Source organism: Agrobacterium pusense, from assembly GCF_013285525.1.
Taxonomy (GTDB): Bacteria; Pseudomonadota; Alphaproteobacteria; order Rhizobiales; family Rhizobiaceae; genus Agrobacterium; species Agrobacterium pusense.
In genome coordinates, this window is sequence record NZ_CP053856.1 from 271,257 (window position 1) to 289,266 (window position 18,010).

At 59.9% G+C, this 18,010-nt stretch carries 16 protein-coding genes; 12 read left to right on the forward strand and 4 right to left on the reverse strand.

Annotated features, from left to right (window positions below; genetic code table 11):
* Positions 1-5: 5 nt before the first annotated feature.
* Together HQN82_RS01290 and HQN82_RS01295 are read right to left on the reverse strand one after the other, a co-directional pair.
* Entirely contained in the window at positions 6-1,898 is a 1,893-nt protein-coding gene (locus HQN82_RS01290) for a tetratricopeptide repeat protein (RefSeq protein ID WP_037090857.1), read from the reverse strand.
* A gap of 142 nt (positions 1,899-2,040) precedes the next feature.
* Positions 2,041-3,057, reverse strand: coding sequence for a polyprenyl synthetase family protein (locus HQN82_RS01295; protein ID WP_173614457.1), 1,017 nt, complete (start codon positions 3,055-3,057; stop codon positions 2,041-2,043).
* A 111-nt stretch (positions 3,058-3,168) separates the two neighbouring features.
* Between HQN82_RS01295 and HQN82_RS01300 the strand changes: the two genes are divergently transcribed.
* The 12 genes from HQN82_RS01300 to HQN82_RS01355 all read left to right on the forward strand — a co-directional run bounded on the left by HQN82_RS01300 (position 3,169) and on the right by HQN82_RS01355 (position 15,237).
* Positions 3,169-3,399 carry a putative signal transducing protein gene (locus HQN82_RS01300; RefSeq protein ID WP_004440111.1) on the forward strand — a complete coding sequence of 77 codons (231 nt, stop codon included), beginning with the start codon at positions 3,169-3,171 and terminating at the stop codon, positions 3,397-3,399.
* Positions 3,400-3,405: 6 nt separating this feature from the next.
* A complete protein-coding gene (locus HQN82_RS01305) occupies positions 3,406-4,206 on the forward strand; it encodes a tRNA1(Val) (adenine(37)-N6)-methyltransferase (RefSeq protein WP_112766817.1) in 801 nt (266 codons plus the stop codon).
* 90 nt (positions 4,207-4,296) lie between these two features.
* A complete protein-coding gene (locus HQN82_RS01310; RefSeq protein ID WP_427832742.1) occupies positions 4,297-5,163 on the forward strand; it encodes a S49 family peptidase in 867 nt (288 codons plus the stop codon).
* Positions 5,164-5,183: 20 nt separating this feature from the next.
* Positions 5,184-5,378 carry an NfeD family protein gene (locus HQN82_RS01315; RefSeq protein WP_004440115.1) on the forward strand — a complete coding sequence of 65 codons (195 nt, stop codon included), beginning with the start codon at positions 5,184-5,186 and terminating at the stop codon, positions 5,376-5,378.
* Between the two features lie 205 nt (positions 5,379-5,583).
* Positions 5,584-6,564, forward strand: a complete 981-nt coding sequence (locus HQN82_RS01320; protein ID WP_112766818.1) for an acyltransferase family protein — start codon at positions 5,584-5,586, stop codon at positions 6,562-6,564.
* Between the two features lie 96 nt (positions 6,565-6,660).
* On the forward strand, positions 6,661-7,623 hold the full coding sequence (locus tag HQN82_RS01325) for a glycine--tRNA ligase subunit alpha (protein WP_020813609.1): 963 nt from the start codon (positions 6,661-6,663) through the stop codon (positions 7,621-7,623).
* Between the two features lie 107 nt (positions 7,624-7,730).
* Complete coding sequence (locus tag HQN82_RS01330; RefSeq protein WP_223215408.1) at positions 7,731-8,114, forward strand: hypothetical protein; 384 nt, start codon at positions 7,731-7,733, stop codon at positions 8,112-8,114.
* 119 nt (positions 8,115-8,233) lie between these two features.
* Positions 8,234-8,785 (forward strand): LemA family protein, encoded by a 552-nt coding sequence (locus tag HQN82_RS01335; protein ID WP_112766819.1) that lies wholly within the window; start codon positions 8,234-8,236, stop codon positions 8,783-8,785.
* A gap of 74 nt (positions 8,786-8,859) precedes the next feature.
* Complete coding sequence (locus tag HQN82_RS01340) at positions 8,860-10,137, forward strand: 3-phosphoshikimate 1-carboxyvinyltransferase (RefSeq protein WP_173614459.1); 1,278 nt, start codon at positions 8,860-8,862, stop codon at positions 10,135-10,137.
* Between the two features lie 188 nt (positions 10,138-10,325).
* On the forward strand, positions 10,326-12,263 hold the full coding sequence (locus HQN82_RS01345) for a DUF2207 domain-containing protein (RefSeq protein ID WP_173614460.1): 1,938 nt from the start codon (positions 10,326-10,328) through the stop codon (positions 12,261-12,263).
* 97 nt (positions 12,264-12,360) lie between these two features.
* The gene (gene glyS / locus HQN82_RS01350; protein ID WP_173614461.1) at positions 12,361-14,514 is read left to right on the forward strand and encodes a glycine--tRNA ligase subunit beta; all 2,154 of its coding nucleotides are present in this window, start codon (positions 12,361-12,363) and stop codon (positions 14,512-14,514) included.
* A 228-nt stretch (positions 14,515-14,742) separates the two neighbouring features.
* Positions 14,743-15,237 carry a 2-thiouracil desulfurase family protein gene (locus HQN82_RS01355; RefSeq protein ID WP_173614462.1) on the forward strand — a complete coding sequence of 165 codons (495 nt, stop codon included), beginning with the start codon at positions 14,743-14,745 and terminating at the stop codon, positions 15,235-15,237.
* A 55-nt stretch (positions 15,238-15,292) separates the two neighbouring features.
* On the opposite strand, the gene HQN82_RS01360 is transcribed toward HQN82_RS01355, so the two are convergent.
* Together HQN82_RS01360 and HQN82_RS01365 are read right to left on the reverse strand one after the other, a co-directional pair.
* Positions 15,293-17,116 (reverse strand): methyl-accepting chemotaxis protein, encoded by a 1,824-nt coding sequence (locus HQN82_RS01360; RefSeq protein ID WP_173614463.1) that lies wholly within the window; start codon positions 17,114-17,116, stop codon positions 15,293-15,295.
* Between the two features lie 316 nt (positions 17,117-17,432).
* Positions 17,433-17,948, reverse strand: coding sequence for a plant virulence effector HPE1-like domain-containing protein (locus HQN82_RS01365; protein WP_112767087.1), 516 nt, complete (start codon positions 17,946-17,948; stop codon positions 17,433-17,435).
* Between the last annotated feature and the right edge of the window lie 62 nt (positions 17,949-18,010).

Consider the following 18,010-nt stretch of genomic DNA (forward strand, 5'->3'; position numbering starts at 1 on the left):
TGGCGTCAGGATTTCTTGTCCGGAGCAGGGGTCGCCGGGGCCGGAGGAGCCGGCGGCTGCGGCGCGACGTCCTTCTTGGCCGTATTCTCGGCATCCTTTTCGACTGGCGGCAGGCCGTTGGCGATCTTTTCCTTCACCTTGGCCTTGTCCACGTCGTCGCTGTCGCCGATCAATGCGCGGTTCCACTGATAGACCGCCTCGATCTTGCGGCCGACGCGCCAATAGGCATCGCCCAGATGGTCGTTGATGGTGGGATCACCGGCCTTGAGTTCGATTGCCCGCTCCAGTTCGGTCACGGCATCGTCGAAATCGCCGAGGCGATAATGCGCCCAGCCGAGCGAATCGACGATATAGCCGTCATTCGGACGAAGCTCGACGGCACGACTGATCATCTTCATGCCTTCATCGAGATTGATGCCCTTGTCCACCCAGGAATAACCCAGATAGTTCAGTACCTGCGGCTGCTCGGGGTTCAGCTCCAGCGCCCGCTTGAAATTCGGTTCGGCCTTGTCCCATTGCTTCAGGCGCTCGTAGGCGATGCCGCGCTGGAAAAACACCGTCCAGTCGGATTTCTGCGGCACGGCGCCGATCACTTCAACGGCCTTGTCGTAATTCTCCGCCATGGCCTTGTAGTCCTTGGCATCGGACAGCACGCTGCCATAGGCGAGGTAGGAACGAATATCCTTGGGGTCGGATTCGAGGAGCGACTTGAGGTGTTTGCGTGCCTCTTCCACCTTTTCGGTCTGCGCCAGCGTCAGTCCGAGCTGCAGCTCGGAGATGCGATACATCGGCGAGTCCTTCGGCACTTCGCGATAGAAGGCGATGGCACGTTCCGGCTTCTTCATGGCTTCTGCAAGTCCGCCGAGAAGAATGAGCGTATCCGGGCTCTTCGGATCGAGCGCGCGCGACGTCTGCAGATAAAGCGTGACGATCTCTTCGGCGCCTTCGCGGTTCAACGCACCGGCGATGGAGAACATGACGCTGGCGGCGCCCTCCACGGCATTGGTGATCTGCTGCTCCGGCTTCTCACCCTTTTCGATGGACTGGCGGAGCGCTTTCAGCGGTGCGTAATTCGGCGCGAAAGTGTCACCGACCGCGATCGCATCCAGCGCTTTCTGCTTATTGCCGGCGGAAGCCTCCAGCCTTGCGAGCGCCATCACTGCGCGCATATAGGTATCGGAGGCGGTCGCTCCGCCTTCGCGGTCGGTTACCGCTTCGTTCAGGCTCTTGCGGGCGGCCTCGGTGTTGCCGGAAACAAGCGCGATGGCTGCCGCATTGTATTTCTGGAAGATCGAAATCCAGCCCGGGCCCTTCATGTTGTTGACGAGCGCCAGAGCCTCCTTCGGCTTGCCGGAACCCGCGCGCGCCCAGGCGGTCAGAAGCGTGTTGACCATGCGGTCCAGATCGTTCGGGCCGGAATATTTCAGGATTTTCTCGGCCTTGGCGAATTCCTTGTCCTTGATGGCGTCGAGGCCACGCACGATGGTCGTGACGCGTTCCACCGAGGTATCGTCCTTCATCGAATCGGCAATCTTGGCGCCGGCTTCGAAGTTGCCGCTCAGAAGTTCGGCGATCATCAGCCGCTGGCGGATTTCCGAGTTGGCAGGGTCGAATTCCAGCGCCTTCTTGTAGAGCGAAATTGCGGTGGGATAATCCTGATCGACATCGGCATTGCGTCCGGCGAGGAAGGCGCCGGAGAAGGTGTTGACCTTGCCGGGGTCGAACGTAACGGCCTTGTCTTCCGGTGTCGCCTTCGTCTCCGCAAAGCCGGGGCTTGCACCCGCGCCGATTGCGAGAGCGGCGGCAAGAGCCGCGCTGCAGAGAAGACGGAGTGCTGGTTTACGCCGCATGAGGGAACCTTTGCCTTTGTGCAGAAGCACGGAAAAATCAGTTTCCATTGTTTGGTCACTACAGAATGGCTTTTTTGAAGCAACCCCGCAAGAAATTATGGCCCCGGCCACAATCACGCCTCGCGGAGAGTCAGGCCCGCAACCTCGGGCGGATGCTGTGTTCCATCCGCCTTTCGCCTGGCCTGCGGCGTCAGTTCAGACGCTCGATGCAGAAGTCGATCACTTCCAGAAGCGCATTTTTCCAGGGGCTCTGCGGCAACGGTGCAAGCGCATCGCGGGCAATGGTGCCATAATGCGTTGCACGGCCTATCGTATCGCCGAGGCCGTTATATTTTGTGATCAGGCCGAGCGCCTTTTCGAGGTTATCGTCGCTGCTCTCGCCATTTTCGATGGCATTGCGCCAGAAAGCACGCTCATCCTGCGTGCCGCGGCGATAGGACAGGATGACCGGCAGGGTGATCTTGCCTTCGCGGAAATCGTCACCTGTGTTCTTGCCGAGATCGGCGGACTTGCCGCCATAGTCCAAGACGTCATCGACCAGCTGGAAGGCGAGGCCGAGATTCATGCCATAGGATTTCAGTGCACTGCGGGTCGCCTTGTCGGTCTTGGCGACGATGGGGCCGACTTCGGCCGCGGCGGCGAAGAGGGCAGCCGTCTTGGCGCGAATCACCTGAAGATAATCGTCCTCGGTCGTTTCCATGTTCTTGGCGACCGAAAGCTGCAGCACCTCACCCTCGGCGATGACCGAGGCGGCGGTGGAGAGCACGTCGAGGGCATCGAGAGAGCCGACATCCACCATCATGCGGAAGGCCTGGCCAAGCAGGAAGTCGCCGACGAGAACGCTTGCCTGGTTGCCCCAGATGGTGCGTGCGGTGGATTTTCCGCGACGCAGATCGCTTTCATCCACCACGTCGTCATGCAGAAGCGTCGCCGTGTGCATGAACTCCACGCTGGTGGCGAGCTTGATGTGGTTGTCGCCCTCGTAACCGAACATCGAGGCCGAGGCGAGCGTCAGCATCGGCCGCAGGCGCTTGCCGCCGGACGAGATGAGGTGGTTGGCCACCTCGGGTATCATCTGAACGTCGGAACCGGCCTTGGAAAGGATAAGCTGGTTCACCCGTTCCATATCGGGGCGGGTCAGGTCGACAAGCGGCTTGACGGATGCGAGTTTGTTTTTGCTTTCTTCAAGCGGTATGACGACGCCCAAGGGACAGGACTCCAGTTCGAATTTGAATTCGACAATAAAAACTGACGCCTTGCGCGGCAAGGGGCGAATTGCCGCTAGCCATTCAAAAAGATGGGAATTTAAGGTCTATCCATGCGTGAACTGATCCGTACCAACGATGCCGTGCTGCTCTCCTTCGCCGAAAGCCTGATGAAGGATGCCGGCATCCATTGCCTCATTGCCGATCAGGCAATGAGCATTCTGGAGGGATCTCTCGGCCTTTTGCCCCGCCGGTTTCTGGTAGAGGAAGATAGGGCGGCTCAGGCCCGCCGTATCCTCATCGATGCCGGGCTCGGCGACGAGTTGCGCAACGAAGAGGCTTGAACGACGGTGGACGACGGCATTTCCGAAACGATCGATGCCTTTCATCGGGGCCGGTTTCATATCATCCAGCCGAAGGGCAGGGGGCATCGGGCCGGCATGGACGCCATGCTTCTGGCTTCGCTGGTGGCGGATGACCGCCCCTGCCGGATTGCCGATCTGGGTGCGGGTGCCGGTGCCGCCGGCATGGCGGTTGCGGCGCGGCTCGAAAAGGCCAGGGTGACGCTCTATGAGCGCTCGCCGGAAATGGCGCAATTTGCCCGCCGCAGTCTGGAACTGCTTGACAATGCAGCCTTTTCGGCCCGCGTCGAGGTGCGCGAAGCGGATGTGACGCTGCGCGCGAAAGCCCGTGTGGAAGCGGGTTTGCCGGACGATCATTTCCATCACGTCATCATGAATCCGCCCTATAATGATGCGGGCGACCGCCGCACGCCGGATGCTCTGAAGGCCGAGGCCCACGCGATGACGGACGGCCTGTTCGAAGACTGGATCAGGACTGCGGGCGCGATCATGGTATCAGGCGGGCAACTTTCCCTGATTGCGCGGCCGCAATCGGTGGCGGAAATCATTGCTGCCTGCGGCAGCCGTTTTGGCGGCCTGGAAATCACCCTCATCCATCCACGTCCCGGTGAGGATGCGGTACGAATGCTCGTCACCGCCATCAAGGGTTCGCGCGCGCGGTTGGTTTTTCGCGCGCCGCTTATCATGCACGAGACCGGCAGCCACGCCTTTACCCCTTTCGTGGATGACCTCAACAATGGTCGCGCCGCCTATTCCCGTAATGTAAGGGCAATCAGACCCGGCTTATAAAATCACCGTGACGCCAGCCGCATGCCATTGTGTTTTGCCCGGCGATACATACATCCGTGTCGATGAAGTCATTGCTGTGAGGATTGATTGGTGGGTTTGCTGAAGCTTCTTGTGCCGAAACGCTTTCGTAAAAAAGAGCTCGTCATTCCCGTGGTGCGCATGCATGGCGCGATCATGGCCGGCGGCAACCAGTTCCGCCCCGCCCTCAATCTCGCTTCCTATGCGCCGCTTCTCGAAAAGGCCTTCGCCGTCAAGGATGCTCCGGCCGTCGCCATTTCGCTCAATTCGCCCGGTGGTTCGCCGGTGCAGGCGCGGATGATCTATAACCGTATCCGCCAGCTTGCCGAGGAAAAGGACAAGAAAGCCCTCATCTTCGTGGAGGACGTCGCGGCCTCGGGCGGCTATATGATCGCTCTTGCCGGCGACGAGATCATCGCCGACCCCACCTCAATCGTCGGTTCGATCGGCGTCGTCTCCGGCGGCTTCGGTTTTCCGGAAATGTTGAAGAAGATCGGTGTGGAGCGGCGCGTTTATACAGCCGGCGAGAACAAGGTCATTCTCGATCCCTTCCAGCCGGAAAAGGAAGGCGACATCGATTACCTGAAGTCGCTACAGGTCGAAATCCACAATGTTTTCATTGATATGGTCAAGATGCGCCGCGGCTCCAAGTTAAAGGGCGACGAGGCGATCTTCTCCGGTCTGTTCTGGACCGGCATGCGTGGCCTCGACCTTGGCTTGATCGATGGGCTGGGTGACATGCGCGAGGTTCTGCGCCGCCGTTATGGTGAAAAGGTCAAGCTCCAGCTCGTCAGCGGCGGGCGGACTTTGTTCGGTAAAAAAGTACCTGGTGTGAATGCTGCGTTTGGCCTCGACACCCCAAGGCTGGCGGCGGGCGCCGTCGCGGGTCTTGCGGAGGTCGCCGAAGAAAAGGCATTGTGGTCGCGTTTCGGTCTATGATGTCGCGGGAATAAAGCCTTATGGCGCAGCTTATTACAATCATTCTTCTGGTGGTGGGGGCCATCATCCTCTACCGCCGCTTCGTTCGCGATGCGGAAAAGCTCTCGGCAAAATCGAAACAGCGCGAGAAGGAACGCGAGACCGGAGCGATCGGCACGCTGATCAAGGATCCCGAGACGGGGGAGTACCGCGTGAAGCGTGAGGATGAGGCGTAAGGCGCAGTCATCCCGGACAATCTCGTTTGCCAGTCCAGAAGGATTGGGGGTTAACCCAAAAATCAGCTTTTCGGGACAGCCCTGAAATTCGCCGAGTATTTTCGTCCCGATTGTGCGATTAGTGATCCACAAATTTTAGGGTGATCTGCTTTGCTTCGGCCTAATCCGGCGGAAGCCTCGCATTGCGCAGCCGGACGGGGTAGTTTTGCAAAAAGTTCATTCCATTCAGTTTTTGCGGGCGGTCGCCGCGCTTTCCGTCATGTTTTTTCACATTGTCGGGGCTCCTCTGACGATAGGCGCCGCCGGGGTGGATGTGTTTTTCGTAATATCGGGATTTGTGATGGGCATGGTCGGCGATAAGGCGACACCCACCAAATTCCTGCGTCATCGGCTTTTCCGTATCGTGCCGCTCTACTGGGCCGTTACATTGCTCATGTGTCTTGGCGCGCTGGCAGGCGTGTTTTCCACATTCACCTTTACCATGGACCATCTCTGGAAATCTTTGCTGTTCATCCCTTATGCGGATGCTTCGGGCCAGGTCACGCCTCTCGTGATGGTGGGCTGGACGTTGAATATGGAGATGTTCTTTTATCTCGTTTTTGCGTTGGGTCTTGCACTGCGCGCGCCCATTTCCGTGACGATCATTGTCCTGACGGGCATGGTCTGCCTGGGGCAACTGGCGGACTGGCAGTCTCCCTTTATGCAGATCTGGGCCTCGCCGCTGCTGCTGGAATTCCTCGCCGGTCTTCTCCTGTCGCAGATTGCCTTTGCGGGCGTGCGCAGCGGCGCTGCGGCCCTCGTGCTTTCTTTTGTCGGCTTCGCTTTCGCGGCCGGTATCGGTGAGCAATCCGGCCTTCTGCGCATCGCGAACTGGGGCGTGCCAGCCGTTCTGCTGGTGGCGGGCTGTGTGTGGATCGAAAGAGCGGGTGGCTGGCCCATCGCGTGGCTGAAGCCCTTTGAAATCATCGGGGACGCCTCCTATGCGCTTTATCTCCTGCACGGGCTGGTTATTTCCGTGGTCTACAAGATCATAGCGCCGGGCCCTACGGCGGGGATCGTGGTTGTTTTTGCGGCATTGGCTGTCTCGGTTGCAGCACATCTCCTGTTTGAAAAACCGGTGATCAGGCTTCTCAGGAAATTCGCAGACCGTGGCATCGGTGGTCAACGTGCCGAGGCCGTGGGCTGATCGCCGCTTCGCATAAAACCTTGACCCTCAGGCCATGCCGTGGCACCAGTCCGCATCCGAAGTAAGTCAATGCTTACTTGTCCTCCTAACACCGCGATGACTGCAATGACCGATGTTCCCGACCATATGAACCCGAAGCGTTCCTTTCAGGCGCTGATCCTGACGCTGCATAATTACTGGGCCGACAAGGGCTGCGCGGTGCTGCAGCCTTACGATATGGAAGTGGGCGCGGGTACGTTCCATCCGGCCACCACTCTGCGCGCACTTGGGCCGAAGCCGTGGAAGGCCGCTTATGTGCAGCCCTCGCGCCGCCCGTCGGACGGCCGTTACGGGGAAAACCCCAACCGTCTGCAGCATTATTACCAGTATCAGGTCATCCTGAAGCCCAACCCTTCAAACCTGCAGGAACTCTATCTCGGTTCTCTGAAGGCCATCGGCCTCGACCCTCTGCTACATGACGTGCGCTTCGTCGAAGACGACTGGGAAAGCCCGACGCTTGGCGCGTGGGGCCTCGGCTGGGAATGCTGGTGCGATGGCATGGAAGTCTCGCAGTTCACCTACTTCCAGCAGGTCTGCGGCATCGAATGCTCGCCGGTCGCGGGCGAACTGACCTATGGTCTGGAACGCCTCGCCATGTATGTCCAGGGCGTCGACAATGTCTACGACCTGAACTTCAACGGCCGCGAGGGCGAAGAGAAGATTTCCTATGGCGACGTCTTCCTGCAGGCCGAGCAGGAATATTCCCGCCACAACTTCGAATTCGCCGATACAGCCATGCTGCATCGTCATTTCATCGACGCCGAAAAGGAATGCCAGGCGCTTCTCGCTGCCGGTGCGCCCGGTGACAACGATAATCAGCGCCTGCACAAATGCGTGTTCCCGGCCTATGATCAGTGCATCAAGGCCAGCCACGTCTTCAACCTTCTGGATGCGCGCGGCGTGATTTCGGTGACGGAACGTCAAAGCTATATCCTGCGCGTGCGCACGCTGGCCAAAGCCTGCGGCGAAGCTTTCCTGCTGACGGATGCGGGCGGGCTGAACTGGAACAGGGCCGCTTGATTTTTAGCGGTAAGCTCTTGTCTAACTTTGATGATTTGAAAGGCCGTTCTTGACGGCCTTTTATTTTGTGTGGATTCGTATGGCTGAATAGGGCAATGGGTTTAACCGTGAATAATATTAGAAATTTCTGTTTTCTATATGTGCTTACACTCGGATGCGTTCTCGGTAATGGCGCGGCTGCGGAAACGACAGACTGGATGAGCGGCAACGATGCCTTTGCCCGCGCCGACAAGCTGCGTTCTTTTGGAATGATCGTCACCCGCATGGAGTGCAAGGATAGCGGCCAGCGCTCTCTCGATGTGGGCAGCGCGCTCGTCCGCATGCACTACACGCGCAATACGAAAATGCTCGACTGGGTCATAGACGGCTGGAATCATCTGGAGGGAAACAAGGAATATTGGGCTGAGCGAGGCTACAGGCTTGCCTCCTATACTCTTTTTGTCCGTAAGGTATCCGGCCTGAAATTATATTGTACCGTCTTTTATAAATAACGGGCGCTGCTTCCTGCAGCGGGTCCGTTCCGCCAAAAGCGGACAGAATGAGCGAAGCCCCATGACTTTGCGGTAATGAGCGGTTATCGTGCGCGCAACGAAGCTGGGAATCGCAATTCATGTTCATCACGCTGGCAATCATCGCGGCAATCGCGCTTTATGTCGTCTTCATCTATAACGGTCTCGTCAAGGCGCGGCAGATGAAGGAAGAGGCGTGGTCGGGCATCGACGTGCAGCTGAAGCGCCGCGCTGATCTCATCCCCAACCTCATCGAGACCGTAAAGGGTTACGCGGCCCATGAAAAGAGCACCTTCGAGGAGGTGATCAACCTGCGCAACCGGGCGCAGGCCGTACCGGCGGGAGACGTTGAAGGCCGCGCCCAGGCGGAAGGGCTGCTGTCGCAGGCGCTCGGCAAGCTTTTTGCACTTGCCGAAGCCTATCCCGACCTCAAGGCCAACTCCAACTTTCTGGAATTGCAGCGCTCGCTCGAAACCATCGAAAGCGAGATCCAGATGTCGCGCCGTTATTACAATGGCGCTGCCCGCGATCTTAACGTCAAGGTGGAGAGCTTCCCGTCCAATCTCGTGGCGGGGCAGTTCGGTTTTGCCAAGGCGCCCTATTTCGAGATCGACAACCCGGCCGACCGCGCCGTGCCGACGGTGAAGTTCTAAGCACCGGCTCACAAATTCCCGCCGATATTCCGATAGCCCGGCTTTGCGCCGCATACTTTGACAAGACGACGATCATGATCGAACTGACCATCACCCCGCCCGGCCACCCGCTTTCCGGCAAGGTGGAGCCGCCCGGTTCCAAATCCATTACCAACCGTGCACTTCTGCTGGCCGGGCTTGCCAAGGGCAAAAGCCGTCTCACGGGCGCGCTGAAAAGCGACGATACGCTTTACATGGCAGAAGCGCTGCGTGAGATGGGTGTCAAGGTAACCGAGCCTGACGCCACCACCTTCGTGGTGGAGAGTTCAGGTGGGTTGCATCAGCCGGAAAAGCCGCTTTTCCTCGGCAATGCCGGCACAGCCACCCGCTTTCTCACCGCCGCTGCCGCCCTTGTGGATGGCGCCGTCATCATCGATGGCGACGAGCATATGCGCAAACGCCCGATCATGCCGCTGGTGGAAGCCCTGCGCTCCCTCGGCGTTGAGGCGGAGGCGCCGACCGGCTGCCCGCCCGTCACCGTCTGCGGCAAGGGTACTGGCTTCCCGAAGGGCAGCGTCACGATCGACGCCAATCTTTCCAGCCAGTATGTGTCCGCACTTCTGATGGCCGCCGCCTGCGGCAACAAGCCTGTCGATATCATCCTCAAAGGTGAGGAAATCGGCGCGAAGGGCTACATCGATCTCACCACCTCAGCCATGGAAGCATTCGGTGCGAAGGTGGAGCGGGTCAGCAACGCCATCTGGCGCGTGCATCCGACCGGCTACACGGCAACCGATTTCCACATCGAGCCGGATGCCTCGGCCGCCACCTATCTCTGGGGCGCTGAGCTTTTGACCGGCGGTGCCATCGATATCGGCACGCCGGCCGATAAGTTCACCCAGCCGGATGCCAAGGCCCATGAGGTCATGGCGCAGTTTCCCCACCTGCCCGCTGAAATCGACGGTTCGCAGATGCAGGATGCCATTCCCACCATTGCGGTTCTCGCCGCCTTTAATGAAACGCCGGTGCGTTTCGTCGGCATCGCCAATCTGCGCGTCAAGGAATGCGACCGAATCCGCGCCGTCTCACTCGGCCTCAACGAAATCCGCGATGGTCTGGCGCATGAGGAAGGCGACGACTTGATCGTGCATCCCGATCCCTCGCTTGCGGGCCAAACGGTCAAGGCCTCCATCGACACTTTCGCCGACCACCGCATCGCCATGAGCTTTGCGCTGGCCGCACTGAAGATCGGCGGCATTGCCATCCAGAACCCGGCCTGCGTGGCCAAGACCTATCCCGGTTACTGGAAGGCCCTCGCCTCGCTCGGCGTCGACTATACCGAAAAGGAAAGCGCTGCCGAGCCGCAGCATTAGAAGAACGGTATTGGTTTTCCGTCATTCCGGCCCTGAGCCGGAATCCAGTGCGGTCAAGTCCTTGATCGCGAAAGACTCTTCAAGCCGCGCAGACGCGCGGCTGCTGGATACCGGGTCTAGCCCGGTATGACGGCAATGACTGTATTCTGAAACCGGAAACGCTCCATTCACTTAAGGAGAAATCACCCGTGAAGACCATCGCCGCAAGATTTCTCGCGCTGTTCGTCTTCCTGGGCGCGGCCTTCCCGGCTTTCGCGGAAGAGTTCATCCGTTCGTATCATTCCGTCATCGAGGTTGCGCGAGACGGAAAGCTGACGGTGACGGAAACCATCACCGCCCGCGCCGAAGGCCAGAACATCAAGCGCGGTATCTTCCGCGATTTCCCGCTTTATGCGCTGGATGCGAATAACCGCCGCACCAAGGTGGATTTCAGCGTCGTTTCGGTGGAGCGCGATGGTGCGCCCGAGAACTGGCGCACCGAAACCATCGATGGCGGCATCCGCATCTATACCGGCAGCGCCGACAGGATGTTGCCGACGGGCGAGCATATCTTCCAGATCACCTACACCACCGCGAGGCAGATCCGTTATTTCGGCGACTATGACGAGCTGACCTGGAATGTTACCGGCAATGGCTGGCAATTTCCCATGGGCGAGATTTCCGCCACCATCACGTTGCCTGATGGTATCAAGGCGACGGATACCGCCGTCTTCACCGGTCCGCTTGGCGCAAAAGGCAAGGACGCCCGCATCCTCAGTGAGGGCAACGAGGTTTTCTTCGCTTCCACTCGCCCCTTTTCGGTGGGCGAGGGCATGACGGTTGCGGTGAAACTGCCCAAGGGGGCTATAGCGGCTCCTGACACCACGCAGGAGGCGGGGTGGTGGCTGCGGGACAATCTCGCCATCCTCCTTTCGGGCGGCGGTCTCTTCGTCGTGCTCCTCTATTATCTGCGAGCCTGGTTCGCCGTGGGCCGCGACCCGGCAAAAGGCGTCGTCGTGCCGCGCTGGGACGCGCCGGATGGACTTTCCCCGGCGCTGGTCAATTACGTCGATAACCGCGGTTTTTCCGGCGCGGGCTGGACGGCGCTTTCCGCTTCGGCACTTGATCTGGCCGTAAAAGGTTATGTGGTTCTGGAGGACCTGAAGAACGCCATCGTCATCCGCCGCACGCAAAAGGCGACGGCCGACAACCTGCCGACGGGACAGAAGACGCTGCTTTCCTCCATCGGTGGGCCGGGGGAGACACTAACCATCGACAAGGCCCATGGGGCGGAGGTCGAGAAGGTCGGCAAACAGTTTCGCGCAGCTATAGAGAAAGAACATCGCGGCAAGTATTACCGCAGCAATGCCGGCTACACCGTCTTCGGTATCTTCCTCAGCCTCGCCCTCATCGTTGCGACGCTGGTCTTCGGCGATCTGGATGAGAGCGCCATCGCCGCTGTGCTGGTCTTTGGCTTTTTTGCTTTCTTTTTCAGCATCCTTTCGATTGGCATCGGCCGGCAGTTTTCGCGCGGCGCGCCGCTGCGCAAGCGGATCGGCGGCATCGTCATGCTCGCCTTTGCCGGTTTCGTGGCCTTTTCGGCCATTGGCGGCATCGCCACGCAAATCCTGCTTGACGTTACACATGACACCAAGTCACTGGCGCTCGCTGCCATAGGCGGAATCGTGCTCACCAATGCGCTGTTCCTGTTTCTGATGGGCGCACCGACGCCGCTCGGTCGCAAGCTGATGGATGGCATCGAAGGCCTGCGGACCTATCTGACGCTGGCCGAAAAGGACCGGATGAACATGGCGGGCGCGCCGGCCATGTCGCCGCAACATTTCGAAACGCTGCTGCCCTATGCCGTGGCGCTCGGCGTCGAAAAGCCCTGGAGCCGTACGTTCGAGACCTGGCTCGCGACCGCCGCTGCCGGTGCCGCCGCGGCAAGTTATGTGCCCGGCTGGTACCTGGGCAGCAATTACGGCAGCTTTGGCGACAGGATCGGCGGGTTCTCAACCTCTATGGCAAGCACAATCGCCTCCACCATTCCGCAGCCTGTCAGCTCTTCCGGCTCCAGCTTCTCAGGCGGGGGCGGGGGCGGTTTTTCCGGCTCTGGCGGCGGCGGTGGCGGTGGCGGCGGCTGGTGATGCCTGCCGCGGTAATTTAAGCGATAGCTGGTGACTTTTGCCGCTGGTCTTGCTAAGTCCGCGACACTCTTTTGCAACAGATTAAAGTCCTTATCCCATGCCCGATCTTCTGCTTGAACTTCGCTCCGAGGAAATCCCTGCCCGCATGCAGCGCAAGGCGGCGGGCGATCTGAAGAAACTCGTCACCGATGCCTTGGTGGAGAGAGGGCTGACCTATGAAGGTGCGCGTGAATATTGGACACCGCGTCGCCTGACGCTGGATATTCGTGGCCTCAACGCCCGCTCGGCCGATGTGCGTGAGGAAAAGAAGGGTCCGCGCACCGATGCCAATGAAAAGGCCATCGAAGGCTTTCTGCGTGGCGCGGGCCTCAACGATATCTCGGAAGCGCAGGTTGTTTCCGATCCGAAGAAGGGTGATTTCTACATCGCCATCATCAACAAGCCGGGCCGTCCGGCGGAAGAGATCATCGCCGAGGTGATGCCCGGCATCATCCGCTCTTTCCCCTGGCCGAAATCCATGCGCTCCGGCCCCGCTTCGATGCCGAAAGGCTCCAGCTATGCCGGTATCGAAGGCAAAGGTTCGGAAAGCCTGCGCTGGGTGCGGCCGCTGCAATCCATTGTCTGCCTGTTCGGCCCCGAACACGATGAAACGCAGGTCATCCCGTTTGCCATCGATGGTATCGTTGCCGGTAACGTCACCTATGGCCATCGTTTCCATGCGCCGGGTCCGATCACCGTGCGCCGTTTCGAGGATTATGTCTCGAGCCTCGAAAAGGCGAAGGTCATTCTCGATGCCGAGCGCCGCAAGGACATCATCCTGCACGACGCCAAGGACCTCGCTTTCGCCAACGGCCTCGACCTTGTGGAAGACGAAGGCCTGCTGGAAGAAGTTTCCGGCCTGGTCGAATGGCCGCAGGTGCTGATGGGCACTTTCGAAGAGGACTATCTGCAAATCCCCGCAGAAATCATCCGCCTCACCATCAAGACCAACCAGAAGTGTTTCGTCACCCGCAACCAGGGTGCGGAAGAGGGCCTTTCCAACCGCTTCATCCTTGTCTCGAACATCGAAGCGAGTGATGGCGGCAAGGAAATCATCCACGGCAATGGCAAGGTCGTGCGCGCGCGCCTGTCCGATGCCCGCCATTTCTGGACCCGTGACCAGGGTGATCTGCCCGATCTTGAGACGCTGAAGGACTCGGCTGCAAAATTCGGCCTCGATCTTAAAAAGCCCCTCGACCAGCGCATGGCGAAGCTCGATGCGCTCAACGTCACCTTTCACGCCAAGCTCGGAACGCAGGGCGAGCGCGTATCCCGCATCCGCGACCTGGCGAAGACGCTGGCCCCGATCGTCGGCGCCGATGCCGCGCTGGTGGACCGCGCCGTTGTTCTGGCCAAGGCCGACCTGCGCACCGAAGCCGTCGGCGAATTCCCCGAGCTTCAGGGCTTGATGGGCCGCAAATATGCGGCGCTTCAGGGCGAAAACGAAAGCGTCGCCGCCGCCATCGAAGATCACTACAAACCGCAAGGCCCTTCCGACCGCCTGCCGGCCGATAAGGTGGCGATCACGGTCGCTCTAGCCGACAAGCTCGACACCCTCATCGGCTTCTGGGCCATCGATGAGAAGCCCACCGGCTCGAAGGACCCCTTCGCGCTACGCCGTGCGGCGCTGGGTGTGGTGCGTATTCTGCTTGAGAAAAACGTGCGCCTGCCTTTGCTGAGCGTTGCCAAGGACCCCGACCTTCTCTCCTTCTTCCACGACCGCCTGAAGGTCTATCTGCGCGATCTCGGCGCGCGTTACGATCTGATCGACGCCGTCCTGACGCCGGAATCCGACGACCTGCTGATGATCGCCCGCCGTGTCGAAGCGCTCACCGCCTTCATCACCGGCGAGGATGGCCGCAACCTTCTGGCAGGCGCCAAGCGCGCCACCCAGCTTCTGGCCGCGGAGGAGAAGAAGGGGACTGTGGTGGCGGATGGCGTTTCGGAAGAGTTGTTGAAGCTCGATGCCGAAAAGGCGCTCTATGCGGCGATCAAGACCGCGTCTGCCGATGCCGCGAAGGCTGTTGACGGCGAAGATTTCCGCTCTGCCATGCAGGCGCTTTCGACGCTTCGCGCACCCGTCGATAAATTCTTCGAAGATGTGCTCGTCAATGACGAGGACGCGGCCATCCGCGCCAACCGTCTGGCGTTGCTGAAGGCCATTCGCGAGGCAACTGGCACGGTTGCGGATTTCTCGAAGATAACGGGGTGATAGGGTTGGGGTAGCCGTACATGTCAGTGTGCGCGGTTCACCCCCCTCTGTCCTGCCGGACATCTCCCCCTCAAGGGGGGAGATCGACTTGTGGCGAGCTCTCAACCACGTTGAACGTTTCGGGAAGAGGGGGAGCATGCCTCTCGCCGATCTCCCCCTTGAGGGGGAGATGCCCGGCAGGGCAGAGGGGTTAAGCCACAGCCTCAACTCCCGCAGGATAACTTCCCATTGACCCACCCCACCTCCAAAATCCTCATCAGCGCCTGCCTCCTCGGCCAACCTGTCCGTTACGACGGCAGAGGCAAGCCCTTCTTCCACCCGGCGATCGACCGCTGGCGCAGCGAAGGCAGGCTGGTGGCGATCTGTCCGGAGATGGCGGGCGGTATGCCCGTGCCGCGCCCGCCGGCGGAAATCGAAGATCGTGCCTCCGGTCTCGATGTGCTGGAGGGCCGCGCCCGCGTGCTAGAGGTGACCGGCGGCGATGTCACGGCGCAATTCATTGCCGGCGCAGAAAGGGCGCTGGCCTTTGCGAGGGCCAATGCCTGCACATACGCGCTTCTGATCGACGGCAGCCCGTCCTGTGGATCGGTTGCGATCTATGACGGTTCGTTTTCTGGCGTCAAACATGCGGGCAATGGGGTGACGGCGGCGCTGCTCGAAAAAGCCGGTATTGCCGTTTTTTCACCTGCCGATATCGACAGGCTGGATATGCTGACCCGTTAAAAGAAAAGCGCCGGAGTTCCCCGGCGCCTTTGTTCATCGATAGTCTTGCGGCGTATCACCCCGCCATGCGCAGCTCATGCGCCATGGCATGAAGCTGGTGACCGGACGACACGCGGAAGCCGCGGATGAGGTTCAGCAGTTCTTCGGTGTCCACGGCAAGCGCTTCCGCCGAAGCCGTGGTTTCTTCCGCCATGGCCGCATTGTGCTGGGTGGCGACGTCGAGCTGGTTGAGCGATGAGGAGATCGAGCGCAGCGTCGTATCCTGCTCGGCTGCCGAGTGGGCGATCTTGCTGACGATCTCGTTAGCGGATTTGATCTGGTCGGAGATACGCTTCAGTGCATCGCCGGCCTCGCCCACAAGCCGCACGCCATTTTCCACCTGGGCGGAAGAGCGGGCGATCTGGTCCTTGATCTCTTTGGCGGCAGCCGCGGATTTCTGTGCGAGTTCGCGCACTTCCTGCGCTACCACGGCAAAGCCCTTGCCAGCCTCACCCGCGCGAGCAGCTTCGACGCCAGCATTCAGTGCCAGAAGGTTGGTCTGGAAGGCGATATCGTCGATCACGCCGATGATGTTGGAAATCTGGTCGGAAGACTGCTCGATGCCGCTCATCGCCATGATCGCTTCTTCCACCACACGGTCGCTGCGCATGGCTTCCGAGCTGACGGTGGTGACACGCTTGGCGGCGTCAGCTGCCCCTTCCGCCGTCTGGCGCACCGCAACGGTCAGTTCGTCAAGTGCTGCGGAGGTCTCTTCCAGATTGGCAGCCTGCCGTTCGGTACGCTGCGATAGCTCGTTGGAGGCCTTGCGGATTTCTTCCTTTGAGCCGCCAATGTCGATGCTCTTGGAATTTACCTTGGCCATGGCGGCATCGAGATGGGTCAGGGCCTCGTTGAAATTGTCGCGCAGCGTTGCGTAACGGTTGCCGAGGTCGCCGCAGCGCACGGTCAGATCGCCGCCGGCCAGCTTTTCCAGCGCCTCGCCGATGGTGGCGACCACACGCGCCTGCAATTCTGCCTCGTCGCGCTGCATGTCGAGGTTGTTCTGGCGCTCGGCATTGAGCTGTTGCTGCTGTTCTTCCTCACGGCGCTGCATGGCATGGCGCTCGCGTACCTTGTCCTGAAGCGAGGCAGTAGCCTTCGCCATCATGCCCACTTCGTTGGTGAGGACAGTATGGGGAATGGCGAGCGAGACGTTTTCATTGGCGACTTCGCCAAGCGCGCGGTGAATATCGCCGAGGGGCTTCGAGATACCACGGATGACATAGAAAGCGGCTGCAAGCGCCAGCACGAAGATCAACGCGCCGATGGATAGCGCCTTCATCACCTCGCCGCGCACCTGTGCGTTCAGATCATCGATGTAAACGCCGGTCACGACCACCACCTGCCAGGGTTCGAAGGCAAGTGCATAGGAGCTCTTGGCGTAGTCATTGCCTTCCATGCCGGGCTTCGGGCCGTAGAAATCCGTCTGGCCGCCGCCATTGCGACCAAGCCGCACCAGCTCGTCACGATAAGCGAAACCCTTGCTGTCAGGCTTGCCCTTGAAGTTCTCGCCGACGCGCTTGGCATCGGGATGGAACTTCATCGTCACATCGTAATCATAACCGAAGAGGTAGCCATCCGGGGTGAAGCGTATGGCGCTGACGGTGGCATAAGCCTGCTTCATGGCCTCGTCGCGCGAAAGGGTGCCGGCCTTTTCCTTGTCGTGGAAGGATTGCAGGATGGAGATGGCCGACTGCACCTGAGTCCGCAGCATTCCGTAGCGTTCCTCATAGATCGCGTCGGTGGCGGACTTGAGCTGGTAGAAGGTTGCCACGGCGAAGGCGGCCATCAGGGCCACTACGAGAACGATCAACTGACGGGAAATGGAAAGGTTCTTCATGGGCGCTCACAAGCGTTTGGCCTCGCGCGCCTCGCTTTGCCGCGCGCTGCCGGTGTTTCGGAAAAGGGAGAAGCGCATGATGCGCCGGGAAGGGCCCGAAGAGCGGTATCCGCCCAAGGCCTCATGCTGTGCTGCATTGCACCATGAGATGACTTAGCAGCCAAAAATTTGAAGAAATATTTAATTAGTGGAAGCTTTATCACGCCAGCCGGCGGAATAACCTCTCGGGGATTTTTAATTCCCCAAATGGTTGCTGATGGCCTTTAAAAATACAGCGCGGACGCGATTGTTTGACATTTGTCATCCAACCCGCGGGTTAGTTGCCGCGCAATTGGAAGTCCGGGAAGTTGGTCGGAGCGGGCAAGGTAGACGCGCGTGAGGGGGCCGCCGCACCGGTACTCGAAATTTCCTTCGTAGCCGCAGTGGTGGTCGTCATGTCTATGCCGCCGGGCGTCGCAGCGGTTTCCTGCGTGTGCGCCGTGGGCTCCGCGTCGTCATAGGTGGCGATTGCGGTGCCAGACGCTTCCTTCGGCATCCATGCCGGATTGGTGCTGACAAAAGTCACGGGCGCGCCGCCAAGCCATGCTTCCGTGCGCACCAGCGTCTGTTTGCCATCCACTTCCCGCATTTCCGTGTGCTGGGTCCCGGGTTCTATGGAAGGAATGCTGTAAACCTGCGCCGCGGTTTTCTCCTTGACCTGCTGGCAACCCGTGCAGTCGCGACGGATGAAGCTGCCATTGGTGGTATGAACACCGTTGATATATTCGATGGAAGACGCCAAGGCAGACCCGCCGGTCAGCACGACAATCGCTGTCAGAAGAAGACGCCGCATCGAAAAAGCCCCCAAATAACGGCGCCGCCTCTTGATCCGGGCAAAGTGCGCCATTCCATGTT

Excerpts from the sequence above, each read along its gene's own strand:
- HQN82_RS01325 (WP_020813609.1), top strand. The coding sequence starts at position 6,661 with ATGACTGCAATGACCGATGTTCCCGACCATATGAACCCGAAGCGTTCC.
- HQN82_RS01365 (WP_112767087.1), bottom strand. The coding sequence starts at position 17,948 with ATGCGGCGTCTTCTTCTGACAGCGATTGTCGTGCTGACCGGCGGGTCT.
- HQN82_RS01290 (WP_037090857.1), bottom strand. The coding sequence starts at position 1,898 with ATGGAAACTGATTTTTCCGTGCTTCTGCACAAAGGCAAAGGTTCCCTC.
- HQN82_RS01315 (WP_004440115.1), top strand. The coding sequence starts at position 5,184 with ATGGCGCAGCTTATTACAATCATTCTTCTGGTGGTGGGGGCCATCATC.
- glyS (WP_173614461.1), top strand. The coding sequence starts at position 12,361 with ATGCCCGATCTTCTGCTTGAACTTCGCTCCGAGGAAATCCCTGCCCGC.
- HQN82_RS01360 (WP_173614463.1), bottom strand. The coding sequence starts at position 17,116 with ATGAAGAACCTTTCCATTTCCCGTCAGTTGATCGTTCTCGTAGTGGCC.
- HQN82_RS01335 (WP_112766819.1), top strand. The coding sequence starts at position 8,234 with ATGTTCATCACGCTGGCAATCATCGCGGCAATCGCGCTTTATGTCGTC.
- HQN82_RS01340 (WP_173614459.1), top strand. The coding sequence starts at position 8,860 with ATGATCGAACTGACCATCACCCCGCCCGGCCACCCGCTTTCCGGCAAG.
- HQN82_RS01300 (WP_004440111.1), top strand. The coding sequence starts at position 3,169 with ATGCGTGAACTGATCCGTACCAACGATGCCGTGCTGCTCTCCTTCGCC.